The organism is Occallatibacter savannae, assembly GCF_003131205.1.
GTDB classification, from domain to species: Bacteria; Acidobacteriota; Terriglobia; order Terriglobales; family Acidobacteriaceae; genus Telmatobacter; species Telmatobacter savannae.
Window position 1 is genome coordinate 352,025 of sequence record NZ_QFFY01000004.1, and the last position, 17,048, is coordinate 369,072.

Annotated in this window: 13 protein-coding genes; 11 read left to right on the plus strand and 2 right to left on the minus strand. The window is 60.6% G+C overall.

All coding sequences use genetic code 11. From position 1 onward, the window contains the following. Window positions 1-68 precede the first annotated feature (68 nt). The 11 genes from DHV10_RS16460 to DHV10_RS16510 all read left to right on the plus strand — a co-directional run bounded on the left by DHV10_RS16460 (window position 69) and on the right by DHV10_RS16510 (window position 15,416). Window positions 69-962: an STAS domain-containing protein gene (locus DHV10_RS16460; protein WP_109487463.1), complete on the plus strand. Its 894-nt coding sequence runs from the start codon at window positions 69-71 to the stop codon at window positions 960-962. Further along, complete coding sequence (locus tag DHV10_RS16465) at window positions 962-1,351, plus strand: STAS domain-containing protein (protein WP_109487464.1); 390 nt, start codon at window positions 962-964, stop codon at window positions 1,349-1,351. The genes DHV10_RS16460 and DHV10_RS16465 overlap by 1 nt, the downstream gene beginning before the upstream one ends. Then, window positions 1,329-1,736, plus strand: coding sequence for an anti-sigma regulatory factor (locus tag DHV10_RS16470; RefSeq protein ID WP_109487465.1), 408 nt, complete (start codon window positions 1,329-1,331; stop codon window positions 1,734-1,736). Before DHV10_RS16465 ends, DHV10_RS16470 begins: the two co-directional genes overlap by 23 nt. Then, window positions 1,727-2,719: a SpoIIE family protein phosphatase gene (locus tag DHV10_RS16475; protein WP_109487466.1), complete on the plus strand. Its 993-nt coding sequence runs from the start codon at window positions 1,727-1,729 to the stop codon at window positions 2,717-2,719. Before DHV10_RS16470 ends, DHV10_RS16475 begins: the two co-directional genes overlap by 10 nt. A gap of 2 nt (window positions 2,720-2,721) precedes the next feature. Next, window positions 2,722-4,872, plus strand: coding sequence for an ATP-binding protein (locus DHV10_RS16480; protein WP_162601596.1), 2,151 nt, complete (start codon window positions 2,722-2,724; stop codon window positions 4,870-4,872). Then, complete coding sequence (locus tag DHV10_RS16485) at window positions 4,865-6,322, plus strand: ATP-binding response regulator (RefSeq protein WP_162601597.1); 1,458 nt, start codon at window positions 4,865-4,867, stop codon at window positions 6,320-6,322. The genes DHV10_RS16480 and DHV10_RS16485 overlap by 8 nt, the downstream gene beginning before the upstream one ends. Window positions 6,323-6,493: 171 nt before the next feature. Continuing rightward, window positions 6,494-9,952 carry a DUF1553 domain-containing protein gene (locus tag DHV10_RS16490; RefSeq protein ID WP_162601598.1) on the plus strand — a complete coding sequence of 1,153 codons (3,459 nt, stop codon included), beginning with the start codon at window positions 6,494-6,496 and terminating at the stop codon, window positions 9,950-9,952. Window positions 9,953-9,964: 12 nt separating this feature from the next. Continuing rightward, on the plus strand, window positions 9,965-11,518 hold the full coding sequence (locus DHV10_RS16495; protein WP_109487469.1) for a DUF1501 domain-containing protein: 1,554 nt from the start codon (window positions 9,965-9,967) through the stop codon (window positions 11,516-11,518). 38 nt (window positions 11,519-11,556) lie between these two features. Next, window positions 11,557-12,930 carry a c-type cytochrome domain-containing protein gene (locus DHV10_RS16500; protein WP_109487470.1) on the plus strand — a complete coding sequence of 458 codons (1,374 nt, stop codon included), beginning with the start codon at window positions 11,557-11,559 and terminating at the stop codon, window positions 12,928-12,930. Then, a complete protein-coding gene (locus DHV10_RS16505) occupies window positions 12,927-13,979 on the plus strand; it encodes an NHL repeat-containing protein (RefSeq protein WP_109487471.1) in 1,053 nt (350 codons plus the stop codon). Before DHV10_RS16500 ends, DHV10_RS16505 begins: the two co-directional genes overlap by 4 nt. 465 nt (window positions 13,980-14,444) lie before the next feature. Continuing rightward, the gene (locus DHV10_RS16510) at window positions 14,445-15,416 is read left to right on the plus strand and encodes an NAD(P)-dependent alcohol dehydrogenase (RefSeq protein ID WP_109487472.1); all 972 of its coding nucleotides are present in this window, start codon (window positions 14,445-14,447) and stop codon (window positions 15,414-15,416) included. Window positions 15,417-15,429: 13 nt separating this feature from the next. On the opposite strand, the gene DHV10_RS16515 is transcribed toward DHV10_RS16510, so the two are convergent. Both DHV10_RS16515 and DHV10_RS16520 read right to left on the minus strand, forming a co-directional pair. Beyond that, on the minus strand, window positions 15,430-16,188 hold the full coding sequence (locus DHV10_RS16515) for a hypothetical protein (protein WP_109487473.1): 759 nt from the start codon (window positions 16,186-16,188) through the stop codon (window positions 15,430-15,432). A gap of 94 nt (window positions 16,189-16,282) precedes the next feature. Continuing rightward, entirely contained in the window at window positions 16,283-16,960 is a 678-nt protein-coding gene (locus DHV10_RS16520) for a hypothetical protein (RefSeq protein ID WP_109487474.1), read from the minus strand. Window positions 16,961-17,048: the final 88 nt, after the last annotated feature.

The window sequence follows — 17,048 nt, forward strand, 5'->3', positions numbered from 1 at the left end:
GACCGCTCCCCTTGTGGTTTGCAGCACAATCATCATCAATCCAAATCAAAGCAGTCTGGGAGAATTCAATGAACGATTTGGCTGAGATCATTTCTCAGAATGAAGACAAACTTCGCTCGGAATGGATTCGCACGATGTCGAGTGCGGTGGAGCGAGCCGATCTGATGAGCAAGGCCGAACTGGACGAGCAGTGCGGCTCGCTTCTCAAAGAGATTGTGGATGGGGTCAAGACGAGCGGCCCTGAAAACCTTGGCGGTGCGGGATGGAACGGGACGCGGGAGTTGCTGAGCGCGATCTCAGCTTCGAGGGCCCGGCAAGGTTTCTCGCCGACGGACGTGGCGACCTTTGTGTTGTCGCTGAAGCAGCCTTTGTTTGTGCTGATCCGCGAGAAGATGGGGAAGAATCCTGACCTGCTTTTCGACACCGTCTGGTCGTCGACGCGGCTGCTGGATAGCCTGGCCCTGATCACGACTGAGGCTTACACTTCTACGCGCGAGGAGCTGATCATGCGTCAGCAGCAGGAGCTGCTGGAGCTTTCGACGCCAGTGGTGAAGCTGTGGGATGGGATTCTGGCACTGCCGATTATTGGAACCCTGGACAGCGCGCGCACGCAGGTGGTGATGGAGAGCCTGCTGCAGGCGGTTGTGGCGACGAATTCACGGTACGCGATCATCGACATCACGGGCGTGCCGACGGTGGACACGCTGGTAGCGCAGCATCTGCTGAAGACGATTACTGCGGCAAGGTTGATGGGCGCCGAGTGCATCATCAGCGGCGTGCGGCCGCAGATTGCGCAAACAATTGTTCATCTGGGCATCAACCTTGAGGATGTGATCACGAAGGCGAAGCTGTCGGATGCTTTTGCGCTGGCGCTACAACGCAGCGGGCGCGCGGTGGTGAAGACGGCTGCTGCAGCGGCGGCCAATCCGCTGAGTCAACTGTTCGGCAAGCGGGAGGAGTAATGGAACGCATTCCTGTTTTGCGGATGGGGTCGCTGCTGCTGATCACTATCCAGGTGGACATGCACGACAAGCTGGCGCTGCAGCTGCAGGATGACGTGACGGAGCGGATCTCGGAATGGGGATCGACCGGCGTGTTGATCGATATCTCATCGCTGGAGATTGTCGATTCGTTTATCGGACGCATGCTCGCGAATATTGCGGGGATGTCGCGGGTGCTGGGGGCCGAGACGGTTGTGGTGGGAATGCAGCCGGCGGTGGCGATCACGCTGGTGGAGCTAGGCATGTCTCTTACGGGTGTACGAACTGCGCTGAGCGTTGAAGCGGGAATGGAGTTGCTCTACGGTAACGCATTTACTGGATCAGAAGATGAGCAGCGTACAGAAGCGTGAGGTTCTTCCAGTAAAGACCTCGAACGACGTGGTGATCGCGCGGCAGAAGGTGCGGCAGCTTGCGGTGGAGCTTCGCTTCAGCCTTGTGGATCAGACCAAGCTGGTGACGGCGGCGAGCGAGCTGGCGCGCAATGCGCTGGACCACGGCAAGGGCGGCACTATGACAGTGGAGGTCCTGGTCAACGGCGCGCGTTCGGGGCTGAAGATGGTGTTTGAAGACCAGGGGCCCGGGATCGCGAATATCGAAGACGCACTGAAGGATGGTTTTACGACCGGTGCGGGTATGGGCCTGGGGCTTGGCGGAAGCAAACGCCTGGTGAACGATTTCAGCATCGAAACAGAGGTGGGGAAGGGGACCCGCATCACAGCGGTGCGATGGAGATAGTTTTTTCGGAAGGCGTTGCAATCAAGGATGCAAGCTCCGTTGGAGAGGTGCGGCGAGCGGCGGCTGCTGCCGGAGCGAAGCTGAAGCTGGATGAAACTCGCGCGGGCGAGCTTGCCATTCTCACAACGGAAGTGGCGCGCAATGTACTGATCCACGGCGGCGGGGGGCAGGTGATTGTTTCAGGGATCGCAAGCCAGGGCGGACCGGTCGCGAGGATTCTGGCTCTGGACACTGGCGGCGGTATTGCGAACCTGGCTGAAGCGATGAAGGACGGGTTCTCGACGGCAGGGACGATGGGGGCCGGCCTCGGCGCGATGAAGCGGATGGCCAAGCGGTTCGAGGTGTTCACAGGGCGCGGCGGGACGATGGTGCTGCTGGAGGTCGGTGAGGGATCAGTGACGGAGCATTTGACGTTCGCCGGCGTGACGCTGCCGTATCCGGGAGAACGCGTGTGCGGAGATGGATGGTACTGCGAGCACACGCCGGCACGAACGGTAGCGGTTCTGGCGGATGGACTCGGCCACGGGCTGGGTGCGGCCGAGGCCGCGCAAGAGGCAGTGGAGACCGTGCGGCAGAGGATTTCGAAAAGCCCTGGAGAGATTCTGAGCTACATGCATGATGCTTTAAAGAAGACGCGAGGAGCAGTGGCGGCGGTTGTCGAGGTATGTCCCAAGGAAGGCAAGCTGACGTATGCAGGCATTGGGAACATCGCTGCTTCGGTCGTGAGCAAGGGACTGTCGAGGAGTCTGGTTTCGCACAACGGAACGCTCGGGGTGACGATGTCGCGTGTGCAGGAGTTCCACACGGAGTGGAAGCCGGATTCCGTTTTTGTGATGCACTCGGATGGGTTGCAGTCGAAGTGGGATCTGCTTGCATATCCGGGATTGCTTTTGAAGCATCCGGCTCTGATTTGTGGAGCGCTGATCAGAGATTTTCGACGCCAGCGCGATGACGCCGGCGTGGTGGTGTTGAAAGCAGCGTGACGATGTCAGTACCGATTCTGCAACTCGCGCTTCAAACTGAGCGGGATGTGGTTCAGGCAAGGCAGCGTGCGCGCGAGGTTGCGGCCGAGCTTGGGCTGGATAACCAGGACCAGATCCGTCTGGCGACGGCGACCTCGGAAATCGCGCGGAATGCGTTCCGGTACGCAGGCAACGGAAAGGTTGCATTTTCGCTGGATCTGGAGCAGCAGCGGATTGAGGTAGAGGTTTCGGACTCGGGAGCAGGCATACCTAATCTCGAAGAGGTTCTCGAGGGTCGGTACCGTTCGATGACCGGGATGGGCATGGGGATCATCGGCACGCAGCGGCTGATGGACCACTTCGAGATCGAGACTTCGGAGCGGGGCACGAAGGTCCGGATGGGGAAAGCGCTGCCCCGGTTCCGAGATAACTGGACGGAACGTACCGCACGCGAACTGAAGCAGAAGATGAGGGAGCGGGTTCCCAGCAACCCCTTCGAGGAAATCGAGCAGCAGAACCAGGAACTGCTGAAGACGCTCCAGGAGCTGCGCACGCGCCAGGAAGAGCTCGAGCTGCTGAACCGCGAGCTGGAGGATACAAATCGCGGTGTTGTAGCGCTCTATGCGGAGCTGGACGAACGGGCAGATTATCTGCGGCGGGCTTCGGAGCTGAAGACGAAATTCCTGTCCAATGTGTCGCATGAATTCCGGACGCCGCTGAATTCGATCATCAGCCTGGCGCGGATGCTGATGGACCGGCTGGATGGGGATCTGACGGGCGAGCAGCTGAAGCAGATCCGGTATATCGAATCGTCGGCGCGAGTGCTGCAGGATCTGGTGAACGACCTGCTGGATCTGGCGAAGGTGGAGGCCGGCAAAGTTCGAATGCGGCCAAAGCGGTTTGAGATTCATGAGCTGTTCAGCGCGCTGAAGGGCATGCTGAAGCCGCTGCTGGCGGATAACACATCGGTGAGCCTGATCTTCGATGCGGCTGATGATCCGATTCCGCTCCGTACGGACGAGGGGAAGGTCTCGCAGATTCTCAGGAATCTTATTTCGAATGCGATCAAGTTCACGCCGAACGGGAGCGTAACGGTATCGGCGACGATGCTGCCGGAACAGGAGGTTGAGTTCCGGGTTGCGGACACGGGCATCGGAATTGCGCCGGAGCACCACGAGACGATCTTCAAGGAATTCAGCCAAGTCGATAATCCGTTGCAGGACAAGTACAGGGGAACAGGGCTGGGCTTGCCTCTATGCAGGAACCTGGCGAAGCTGCTGGGTGGCAGCATCTGGCTGGAGAGTGAGGCCGGGAAGGGGTCGACGTTCTTTGTGCGAATTCCGGCGATCTACGTTGGCGAGAAATTGGAGGCCGACGATGCGGAGATGCCTCCAGCGCCGGAGTATCATCGGGCGCCCGTGTTGATTGTCGAAGACAATGCGGAGACGGCCCGGCTGTTGGAGTCGCATTTGAGGAATTCGGAATTTCAGGCGATTATCGCGACAAATGTGGCCCAGGCAGAGATATGGACGGCGCGGCATGCACCGGTCGCTGTGATCGCCGATGTGTATCTGGAGGAAGAGGTTTGCTGGGGTTTCCTCGAGCGAATCCGCGAACGCTGGCCGGACCTCGTGTGCATTGCAAGCAGCGCGAGCGATGAGTCCGCGATTGCCAGGGAGAACGGGGTTGAGGTATTTCTGCAGAAGCCTGTGGAGCGTGACGCTCTGCTGAGAGAGCTTCGCAGCCGTGTATCGCAGACGGAAAGCCGGCGCATCCTGCTTGTAGACGATAACGAGATTGCGCGTTACATACTGCGCGACCTGCTCGACCAGCCGTGGCTGAACATTCGAGAAGCTTCCAACGGGACCGAGGCGTTTTCGGCGATCGAACAGGAGTTGCCAGACGCGATTATCCTCGACATCCTGATGCCGGATATGAGCGGATTTGACGTGCTACGGAAGCTGCGCACTGCCTCTGCAACCGAGAGGTTGCCGGTTCTGATTTATACGTCAAAGGATCTCTCCGAAGCGGAACAGTCGGAGCTCGCCACCCTCAATGCTTCGATCATCAAGAAGGCGGAAGTCTCTTCCAGGCTGTCGGCGAAGCCGTTTCTTGAGTGGGCGAAGTCTGCCGGTATCTCTCCCGAGGCGATGGCACCCGAGGCGAATGGCTGAGAATTCCCCAGGACGGATCATGATCGTGGACGACCGGGAGGAAAACCGGTACGTTCTAGAGCGCATTCTCGGGAATGCGGGATACAAGTGCCAAGGGGTGGACCGGGGCTCGCGAGCGCTGGAACTGGCACTCACCGATCCGGATTTGATCATTCTGGACGTGCAGCTTCCGGATATGTCGGGGTATGACGTGTGCCGGAAGTTGAAGTCGAATCCGGATACCAGCTCGATCATGATTTTGCAGGTTTCGGCTTCTTTCGTGTCGAATGACGACCGCGTGAAGGCGCTGGATGCAGGTGCCGATGCTTATATCACGCACCCGATCGATCGCATGGTGCTGGTGGCGACGGTGAGGGCGCTGCTCAGGCTACGAAAGGCGGAGGCGGCGTCGAGGAAGTCGTCGGAGCAGTGGCAGACCACGTTCGATTCGCTGTCAGAGGGTTTGGCGCTCATCGACGAGGACGGCTGCATTGTGAGGTGGAATAGCGCGTTTCTGGGAATGTGTGGAGCCGGGATGCAGCTGAAAAGGGGAGAGAGCGCCGGGCTCCTGCTGAAGCGAATCATCGGGACCAACGAGCCACTGACGCAGAACGAGCGGCGCTTCAGCGCGGAGTTCGCTTCGGGCAAGCGGACGTTGCAGGTATCGGTGAATCGTATCGATGGAGCCGTTGGTCCGGGGGAGAAGATATTGATCCTGGCGGACACGACGGACCGGAAGCTGGCGGAGCATGCGCTACGGATGGCGGAGCGTCTATCGGCGAGCGGCAAGATGGCGAATGCGATCGCCCATGAAATCAATAATCCGCTGGAGGCGCTGACAAATCTGGTGTTCCTGGCGCGATCGACGGAGACGGTGGACAGGATGCAGCCGCTGCTGGAGAGCGCGGCGAAGGAACTGGATCGTGTGGCGCGAATCACGAAGCAGAGCCTCTCTTTCCATCGCGACACGGACAAGCCGATTGAGGTTGATCTGGGAGAGTTGCTGAGAGACGTGATCGGCATGATGGACCGGCCGGCTGCGGTTCATCGCGTGAAGCTTGCACTGCAGAGGCGACCGGCGGGAATGGTTCGAGGATTTCCGGGGCAGCTTGTGCAGGTTTTCAGTAATCTGATCCGCAATGCGATCGAGGTGAGCCCGGAGGGGTCTGAGGTGACGGTGCGCCTGCATACGGTTCAGCGTGGAGGCGGAGCGGGGAGCCGCATCACCGTGCACGACCGCGGGGCGGGGATACCGATGGACATACGGGCGAACATCTTCGATCCGTTCTTCACGACGAAGCAGTTGCGCGGCTCGGGGCTGGGGCTTTGGGTATCGAGGTCGCTGGTGACCAGACACCAGGGTACGATCCGGTTTCGCTCGTGCCAACTGAAGGGGAGAAGCGGCACGACTTTCGAGGTGTTCCTGCCGGTGATTGCGCCAGGCCCGGATCCCGCAGCAGAGGGCAGGTAAGCAGTCTCGAGCAGAGACCGCTGGCTGGCGAGGCTCGTCCGTAGACAATTGCGATTTCGAGGTGAGAGACTTCTTCTCTCTGGAAGGGTGCCCTCGGCGCGTTTCTCAGCCGCCTTACCGGAAGAAAACGATTACAGATTTGAGCGCAGCATTTTTGGGGAGTAGTCTCGGTTGCCTACATTGCTCACGGTGCGACGGTCGAAAGCCCGATCTCTTCGAGGCGCGTTTAATCTCGGTGCGGCGATTGCTGTAGCGGCTGTGGTGGGCGTGTCTGGTTGCCACCGGACGACGACCGTACAGGCCGGAAGAAAAGTGGATTTCAATCAGGATGTGCAGCCGATACTGGCGGCGCGGTGCTTTGCGTGTCACGGGCCTGATCCGGAGATGCGCAAGGCGGGGCTGAGGCTCGACCTGGCAGAGTATGCGGAGAAGAAACGCGACGGACATCCCGATGCGATTGTGCCGGGGCATCCAGAGCGCAGCGAACTGATTAAGAGGATCGAGTCGCACGACCCGCACTACCTGATGCCGCAGAATCCGCAGGGCGAAGCTAAGCCGATGAGCGAGGCGGAGATCGCCACACTGAAGGAGTGGGTCAAGGAAGGCGCGGTGTATCGGCCGCACTGGGCGTTTGAAGCGCCGACGAGGCCGGTGGTTCCGGAGTCGAAGGGGCATGCGGATTGGGCGGTAAATGCGATCGACAAGTTTGTTCTGGCAAAGATGGAGAAGGCAGGGCTGCAGCCATCGCCTGAGGCGGACAAGGCGAGCCTGATACGGCGTGTGACGCTGGACCTGACGGGACTGCTGCCGACTCCCGAGGAGGTTGCGGCGTTCGAGAAGGACAACTCGCCGAACGCGTATGAGCGCGTGGTGGATGGGCTGCTAGCGCGCAAGACGTATGGCGAGCAGCGGGCGCGGTACTGGCTGGACTATGCACGGTATTCGGATACGTATGGGCTGCACTATGACAACAGCCGCGATATCTGGCCATATCGCGATTACGTGATTCGCGCGTTCAACAGCAATAAGCGGTTCGATCAGTTTGCAACGGAGCAGATTGCGGGGGATCTGCTGCCGGCGAAGGATCTGGATCCGCTGATTGCGAGCGGTTACGTGCGGCTTGGAGAGAGCAGCAACGAGGGCGGGACGATCGCGGAGGAACTGAAGTTTAATATCGCGCGGGACCGGACAGAGGCGTACGGCGCGACGTTTATGGGGCTGACTGTGGGCTGCGCAGTGTGCCACGACCACAAGTTCGACCCAACGACTCAGAAGGATTTTTACTCGCTGAGTGCGTTCTTCAACAATATTGACGAGAAGCCGTTTAATGGAGACCGGCCGGTGTGGTCGCCGGTGGTGCGGATTCCGCGGGCGCAGAACCGTGCGGCGTACGACGCGGTGTATGCGAAGAGAGCGGAACTGAAGGGGCAGATTCGGTCGATGCGGCTGCACGAGCGGGATCTGGTGCAGGCGTGGATTGCGTCGCACAAGAATGCGCCGCAGGGAGTTTCGACGGACAAGCTGCTGGTGCGGCTGAGGCTCGATGAGGGCAAGGGCGATGTGCTGCATAACAGCGCGCCTCATGCGAGCCCGGCGGAGTTCAAGGCGACGATGGTGGCTCCGCAATGGGGCGAGACGACGTGGCTGTGGCCGGACTTCAGGATGCAGTCGAATACGCGGGTGGTGCTGGATAAGACGGGGGATTTCGAGGGAAACCAGGCGTTTTCAGCGGGCGGCTGGTTCATGTTCCGTTCCGCGCCGTACTTTGCGGTAGATGACACGCCGGGCGCGATGATTTCCAAGATGGACACGACGCAGCATAACCGCGGATGGGATCTGGCGGTGCGGAATGGCGTGATCGCGGTGGAGCTGGTGAATTCGGCTCCGAAGAAGATGAAGGACAAGAAGCATCCGGATACGAAAGAGGCGTTCCATTATCCTTCGCCGCAGAATCTGACGAAGAAGGAGCTGTCGGCGTACAAACCTCCGGAGAAGAAGGAGCCGAAGAAGAAAGAGGAGAAGAAGAAGGAAGAGAAGAAGCCGGAGAAGAAGGAGACACCGGATACGACTCCGCTGGTGGCGATTCGAGTGTCGACGGTTGCGCCGCTGCCGACGGACGGGGAATGGAGACACATCTTCTTCACCTACGATGGGTCGGGTCGCGCGGCAGGAGTGAAGGTCTATGTAGATGGGAAGGCCGCGGCAACGGAGGTTGAGACGGATACGCTGCATGGCGAGAGCATCCGGACGAGCGCGCCGATGCAGCTGGGGTGGCGGGCGCCGCAGGAAGATCCGGCGAAGGAGTTCCGGTATCAGGATGTGCGGCTGTACGGGCGTCCGCTCACGGCGGATGAAGCGGGGCGGCTGCCGTTTGAAGATTATGTTGCGGAGATCTCGGCGAAACCGTTCGCGCAGTGGACTGAGGATCAGTGGCATGTGGCGAGCGAGTATTACCTGAACAATGTCGATCCGTCGTTCAGGGCGGCGTACGCGCAGATGCACGCGCTGGATGCGCAGCTGGATCAGCTGTCGGCGGGCGGCGATGTGACGCAGGTGGCATGGGAGAAGCTTACGCTGGCGTATGCGAGCGTGCTTGCGCGCGGGAATTATGCGGCGAGGACGGAGCGCGTGGAGGCGAATACTCCCCATTATCTGCCGTCGCTGCCGGCGGATATGCCGCGGAACAGGCTGGCGCTGGCGAAGTGGACGGTGAGCGCGGAGAATCCGCTGACCGCGCGGGTGACAGTGAACCGGATGTGGAACGAGCTGTTCGGCACGGGCATCGTGGAGACGACGGAAGACTTCGGGATTATGGGGCAGAGGCCGTCAAATCCGGAGCTGCTGGACTGGCTGGCGGTGGAGTTCAGGGAGAGCGGCTGGGATGTGAAGCACATGTACAAGCTGATGGTGATGTCAGCTGCGTACAGACAAAGCGCGAAGTCTACGCCGGAGCAGTTGAAAAAGGACCCGCGAAATTTGTTTTTGTCGCATGGGCCGCGGTTTCGCATGGATGCGGAGATGCTGCGGGATGTGGCGCTGCAGTCGGGCGGGCTGCTGGTGGACAGGATCGGCGGGCCAAGCGTGAAACCGTATCAGCCGGCGAATGTGTGGGAGCAGGTGAGTTATCCCTCGAGCGACACGTTGATCTACGTGCAGGATCATGGGCAGGCGTTGTACAGGCGGAGCATGTACACGTACTGGAAGCGGATGGCATCGCCGCCGAATATGGATGCGTTTGACGCGCCGGTGCGCGATGCGGTGTGCACGCGGCGGCAGCGGACGGATACGCCGCTGCAAGCGCTGGTGACAATGAACGATGTGCAGTGGATTGAGGCGGCGCGAGGGCTGGCGGAGAGAGTCATTCATGAGGCGGGCCCGAAGGCGGAGGATCGGATCAACCGGATGAGCGAGATCCTGCTGGCGCGCGCTCCTTCGCCAAAGGCGATGACGGTGCTGGAGGATTCGTTGGGGCAGATGGAGAAGCACTATTCGTCTGATCCGAAGGCGGCGCATGCGCTGGTGCATGAGGGAGAGAGCAAGCCGAAGGGCAGTACGCCGGAGCCTGAGCTTGCGTCATGGACGATGATTGCGAACGAGATGTTGAACCTGGATGAGACGCTGAACAAATAGCAGAGGAATGAGATGAAGCAGCATCCACTTTGTACCGATTGCGAACGCGAAGTTGACGTGAACGGCCTGCCGATTCCGGCGGGGCTGAAACGCGAGTGGTCCGCGGTGGAGACGCGGCGGCAATTTCTCGGCAGGTCGGGGAAGGTGCTGGGTTGGGCGGCGCTGGCGAGTTTATTCGGTGAAGCTGCGCTGCGTGGACGCGCGACGGGTGCGGATGCGAATGGAGTGGTGACTTCGCCCGGACGGGGGAACCTGGGATTGCCGCATTTCGCGCCGAAGGCGAAGAGGGCGATTTATCTGTTTATGTCGGGCGGGCCGCCACAGGTTGATCTGCTGGATTACAAGCCGGGTCTGGCGGCGCAGTATGACAAGGACATGCCGGATTCTGTTCGAGGCACTCAGCAGCTTACGGGGATGACTTCGGGACAGGCGCGGTTTCCGATTGCGCCGTCTCACTGGGGATTCAAGCAATATGGGCAGACGGGGACCTGGGTGAGCGATCTGCTTCCGTACACGGCGAAGATGGTGGATGATCTCACGATCGTGAAGTCGACCAACACGGATGCGATCAATCATGAGCCTGCAATCATGTTCATGAACACGGGGAACATGAATCCGGGGAAGCCGTGCCTGGGAGCGTGGCTGGCGTATGGGCTAGGCAGCATGAATGACAATCTGCCTACGTTCATTGTGCTGCAGACGAAGACGAATCCGAAGGAGAACAATCAGCCGGTTTCTTCGCGGTTGTGGAGCAGCGGGTTTTTGTCGTCGGAGTATGCGGGTGTGGGATTGCGGTCGGGCGGTGATCCAGTGTTGTATCTGGCGGACCCTGATGGGGTCGATCGCGAAGTGCGACGGAAGATGCTGGATGCGGTGGAGGAAATCAATCGGCAGACGCAGGCGGATGTGGGCGATCCGGAGACGAACGCGCGGATTGCGCAGTACGAGATGGCGTTCAGGATGCAGGCTTCGGTTCCGGAGCTGACAGATCTGAGCAAGGAGCCGCAGTCGACGTGGGACCTGTATGGGCCGGACGCGAAGCAGCCTGGAAGTTTCGCTTATAACTGCCTACTGGCGCGACGGATGGCGGAGCGGGGAGTGCGGTTCACGCAGATCTACAAGCGCGGCTGGGATGTTCACGGCGATGTGGTGGGTGTGCTGCCGACGCTCTGCGCGGAGACGGATCGGGCGAGCTATGCGCTGGTGACGGATCTGAAGCGGCGCGGGCTGCTGGATGACACGCTGGTGGTGTGGGCGGGCGAGTTTGGCAGGACTGTGTACAGCCAGGGCGGATTGAGCAAGGAGAATTATGGGCGCGATCATCATCCGCGGTGCTTTACGACGTGGATGGTAGGCGGCGGAGTGCGGCCGGGACTGACGTACGGAGAGACGGACGACTACAGCTACAACGTGGTGAAGGATCCGGTGCACGTGCGGAATTTCAACGCGACGATTCTGGCGTGCCTGGGGATCGATCACAACCGGCTGACGTTTGACTATCAGGGACTCGATCAGCGGTTGACGGGGCCGCAGCCGGCGACGGTGATCCAGGGATTGCTGGCGTGATCGCTCAAGAACGAGCAGCGGGTGCCGAGCGCGCCCGGATGAAAAGATCAGCGTGGGCGTGGGTTGTAGCGGCGAGTGTTGCGCTCGCGGCGCTGCCGTTTGTGTTGCGACTGGATGGGCGGGCGCACGGGGACTCCTTGCAGTTTCTGGGGCGGTTTCATCCGACGCTGCTGCATCTGCCCATTGGGCTGATTGTTCTGGTTCCAGTGCTGGAGATTGCGGGAGCGAAAAGGGCGGCGCTACGCGAGGCGGCGGATTTTGTTCTGCGTGTGGCGCTGGTGCTGGCGCTGCCAACGTTTGCGCTGGGATACATGCTGGCGTATGGGGCCGGCGATGCGGGAGGGACCGTTACGCGGCATGTGTGGGGCGCGGTGGTGCTATGCATCGGGCTGATGTTGTGCATTGTGGTGCGGCCGGCATGGGTCGCGGGCGAGAAGAAGATGGTGTATCCGGCGTCGTTGAGCGTGAGCTTGCTGGCGCTGCTGTGGACGGGGCATCAGGGCGGCTCGATTACGCATGGGAGCGGGTATCTGACGCAGTATGCGCCTAGGCCGCTGCGGATGCTGATTCCTGGTGCGTCGGCGGAAGACGCAGGCGGGAATTCGTTCTATGCGCTGCATATTCATCCGACGCTGGATGCGAAGTGTGTTTCGTGTCACGGGAGCGGGAGCGCGAAGGCTGGGCTGCGGCTTGATACGTACGACGACCTGATGAAGGGCGGGAAAGACGGAACGGTTGTTGTGGCGGGCAAGCCCGAGGCGAGCATGCTGCTGGCGCGCGTGACGCTGCAACCGGGCGATCCGCATTTTATGCCTGCGGAGGGAAGGACTCCATTGACGTCGGAGGAGATTGGGTGGATACGGGCGTGGATAGGCGCGGGTGCGTCGGCAACGGCGACGAGTGTGCCGGGAGTGAAGATTGCGAATGTGGAGGCGGAGCCTCCGCCGCAGCCGGTGGGAGACTATAGTGCATTGGTGCCGGAGATCGCGCAGATGCAGCACGGGCTTGGAGCGAAGCTGGTGCCGGTGTCGGCGAAGGCCTCGGACGGGATGATTCTGAGGACGGTGGATGTTTCGTCGTCTTTCGGGGATGCGCAGCTTGCAGAGTTCAAGAAGTTCGCGCCGTATATTGTGGAGGCGGAGCTTGGCCGGACTGCTGTGACGGATGCGAGCTTCGACACGCTGAAGACGTTCACGCACTTGCGAGCACTTCATCTGGAAGGAACGGCGGTGACGGGGAGCGGACTTTCGAAGCTGAGTTCATTGACGCAGTTGAGATATCTGAATCTGAGCGGGACAAAGGTGACGGCGCAATCGGTGGAGGCGCTGAAGAAGATGCCCCAACTGCGGCATGTGTATCTGTTCAACACGGCTGCGGAAGGCGATGGGACTACGGCAAGGAGTACTCCATGAAGAACGATTTCGACAGATCGCGGCGGACGTTCGTGGCAGGTGTTGGCGCGGCGGCGCTGAGTTCGGCGGTTCCGGTGAAGGCGATGAGTCGCGACGAAGGCCCGGCTGCGGGGAAGACTCTGATGACAGGCAATGGCGAGTGGACGTATGAGGTGGTGCCGGGATGGGGAGCGCTACCGACGGGGACGAAGTTCGGAGGGACGCATGGGGCAATCGCGCAGGACAGTGCGGAGAACATCTACGTAAGCACGCAAAGCGAAACAGGCGTGCTGGTGTATGCGGCCGATGGTCGGCTGATCAGGACGATCGCTCAGGCTTTTCCTGAAGTGCATTCAATGGTGCACGCGGAGGAGGACGGGGCCGAGTACTTCTACACGACGGTGCAGAAGGGAACGCCAAAGGAGAGCTGGCTGTTCGTGAAGATGAAGACCGACGGGACGCCGGTGCTGAAGATTACGGCTCCGGCAGAGGCTGGATTCAAGGCTCCGAATGAGTGGCGGATCACGGCGGCGGTTCCGGGAACGGATGGATCGATCTTTATTGCCAATGGGTATGGAGATTCGCGGATCTTTCATTTCGATGCGAAGGGGAAGTATCTGCGTAGCTACTCGGGGAAGGGGTCGGAGCCGGGGTCGCTGAACTGCAGCCACGGGCTGACGCTGGATACGCGCTATGGGCAGCCGTTGCTGCTGGTGTGCGATCGGGAGAACCGGCGGCTGTGCCACTTCGATCTCGATGGGAAGTATGTGGATACCGTGACGCAGCATCTGCGGCGGCCTTGCCAAGCTTCGCTGCATGGGGATTATGCGGTTGTGTCGGAGTTGGAGGGGCGCGTGACGGTGCTCGATAGGGATAATGCGCCGGTCGCGTTTCTCGGGGACAATCCGGACAAGAAGCAGTGGGCGAATTACGATGTCGATCCGGGAAGCATTGGAGCGGCGGCGTTCAGCGCGGCGCATGGGTGTTTTGTGGATCGCGAGGCGAATGTGTATGTGTCGGATTGGAACCATGTGGGCAGGGTGATGAAGTTGAAGAGGTGGAAGGCCTGAGTTGTATCTCACGCTTCAAAAGCGAGACACTTCGACTTCGCTGAGTGCGGGTTGTGGGGCACTCGGCGTTGTTTCTCATTTCTTCAGGACAAAAGCAGCGAGTTAGCTGGCGCTTCGCGCCGATAGCAAGTTAGCGAGTTAACGGGAGACTTGTTGATCTGACGCAGGATTGGACATGCCGCTCTCGTTTGCACATTTGTTTCCCACATCTGAAAAACGAGACACTTCGGCTTCGCTCAGTGCAGGTGTGAGGCACCCGGCGTAGTTTCCATTTCTTCAGGACAAAAGCAGCGAGTTAGCTGGGGCTTCGCGCCGATAGGAAGTTAGCGAGTTAGCGGAAGCCTTGTCGATCAGGTTGCTGAGGCAGAGCCGGTGCTTTCGTTTGGCATGACAGCGTGATGGCGGGCACGGCGGTCCGGAACGGGTGGGCTATTCTGCGCGTAATCTCTAACGCGGGGATACCGGATGAAAGCGATAGTGCGCCACCGTTACGGGGCGTCGGATGTTCTGGAGCTTGCCAACCTGCCGAAGCCATCGCCTGGAGAAGGCGAGGTGCTGATCCGGGTGCGGGCAGCGGGGCTGAATCCATTTGACTGGCACATGATGCGGGGGATGCCGTGGCCTCTGCGGCTGGTTGCCGGGGTGTGCAAGCCGAAGAGGATTGGGCTGGGAGTCGATGTCGCCGGGACGGTTGTGGGTCTCGGGCAGGGTGTGACGGAGTTCCGGCTTGGCGATGAGGTTTTTGGAGCGGCGGATGGGGCGCTGGCGGAGTATGTCTGCGCGCCGGCTTCAGGTCTGGTTGGCAGACCATCGATCGTAAGCTGCGGAGCGGCGGCTGCGGTACCGATCGCGGGGCTGACAGCTTTGCAGGGGCTGCGCGACAAGGGGCACGTGACGCCCGGCGCTCGAGTGCTGGTCAATGGGGCGGCTGGAGGAGTGGGGACGTTCGCGGTGCAGATCGCGAAGTGGCAAGGCGTGCACGTGAGTGGAGTGTGCAGCACGCGGAATGTTGAGATGGTGCGGAGTATCGGGGCCGATCGAGTGATTGATTACACGAGGGAAGATTTCGCGGCGGGCGTTGAGCGGTATGACGTGATCTTTGAACTGGTGGGGAATCGGACGTTGGCGGACTTCAGGAGAGTGCTGAAGCCGGATGGAGTTTTCATCGGGTGCGGAGGCGGTGGTCCGGAGAAATCAACTGCCGAATTTTTTTCAGGGATGCTGAATCAGATGGTTACCGGCTGGTTTACGAAGCAGAGGCTCGTGGGGTTCATAGCGAAACGGAGCAATGCGGATCTGGAGATCCTGCGGGAGCTGCTTGCGAACGGGCTAGTGAAGCCGGTCATCGATCGGACGTATTCGCTGGCCGAGGTGCCGGATGCGATGCGGTATCTCGAAGAAGGGCACGCCCGGGGCAAGGTCGTGGTTCAGGTTTGAGTGTTGCCGGGCCTCAGGGATGAGGCGCTGGTGTGGGCTGGGCCTGCGGCTTGCGGATGTTGCGGGTCACGGTCATGGCGAGGATGAGCTCGGACCCATTCGCGAACTGGATGCGGTCGCCGTCGGTTGAGATTCTGTCGCTGCATTCGGGGCCGGCGGTTGGTTGCAGCTTGATATTCTTGATGCCGACGACGATTCCTGGGTGGATGGTGTGCGGTGGGCCGCCGGGGTTGAGGTCCTCGTCGAGCGCAGCGGTGCCGGAGATTGCCTCGCCAATTTGCCGAACGCCTCCGCGGACCTCAGTGGGCATGTCCTCATGCACGTGGTGCGCCTCGCCGGGAGGGCCAACGAGGGCGATGACTCTGAGCTTAAGCGGCTGCTGGTCGCGGTGGTTGCAATCGGCGCGATTGAAGTCGAGTGAGATCTCATTGGGGCTGACGGAGACGACGCGGGCGTAGACGACGGAGTCTGCATCGAGTGCGCATCCGGGGTAATAGAAAGGTTTGGCGAGTTTGAACCAGACGTCTTTGCCGGCTTTGAGGTGTGCGGAATCGAGGCTCGTGACCTTGGCTTCAATAGCGGCACGGCTTGGAATAGCGATGTTGGCCATCGGCGGGCAGGAGGAATCAGCAGCGCCGGCGGAAAGCTGAGTTGATTTCGCGGGATCAGCGGATTGCGATGCCGCGGTGAGAGTAGAGAGAGCCGGGCACGAGAGAAGCAGGGCTGAGGAAACGAGGGCGCGAGCAAAGGAACCAGCAGGAGTGCAGAGCATGAAGGGGGACGCTCCCGAATTTTCTTTCTGAACAGCTGTTCTACCCGTAATGACGGGTGAGCGCGCATCTTCGTTTACAAAATAGTGACGAGTCTTATCTTGTTTCGGTCAGGGCGAGGATGAGTTCGGAGCCGGGAGCGAGCTGAATCTTGCTGCTGGTGCTGGTCAACTTATCGCTGCACTCGGGACCGGCGGTGGGCTCGAGCTTGAGGTTGGGAACGCCGACGACGATTCCGGGGTGGACGGTGTGGGGCGGACCGCCGGGGTTGAGCTCCATGTCGAGGGCGTTGGTGCCGACGACGGCGTCGCTGATCTGGCGGGCTCCGCCGGCGACCTTGGTGGGCATCTCCTCGTGCATGTTGTGCTTGGCGTCGGGCGGGCCGACGACGGCGATGACGCGGAGCTTGAACGGCTGCTTGTCGTGCCCGGAGCAGTCGGCGCGGTCGAAGGAGAGGGAGAGATCGGAAGAGGGAGCGCTTTTACCGCCGCTGGCAGAGAGGACGTGGCCGTAGACAGCGGAGTCGGGCTCGAGGGTGCAGCCCTGGTAGATGACGCCGTGGGCGACCTTGAGCCAGATTTCCTTGCCCGGCTTGAGCTTGGAGGAGTCGATGCCCATGACCTTGGCTTCGACGGTGGAGTTCGTGGGGATGCTGGTGTCGGCAAGGGGGGCGCAAGCCGGATGCGCGGGAGCGGCTTCTTGAGCGAGCGAGGCGCTTGCAGTAAACGCGAGTACGGCGGCAAGGCGGATCAGGGAAGCTTGAGAAGGCAGCATTTGAACTCCCAGGGTTGAATCAAGAGGGAGTATACATGCGGGGCGATGGCAGGCTGACCAAGCGCGAGAGTTTGTGATGAGCGGATTT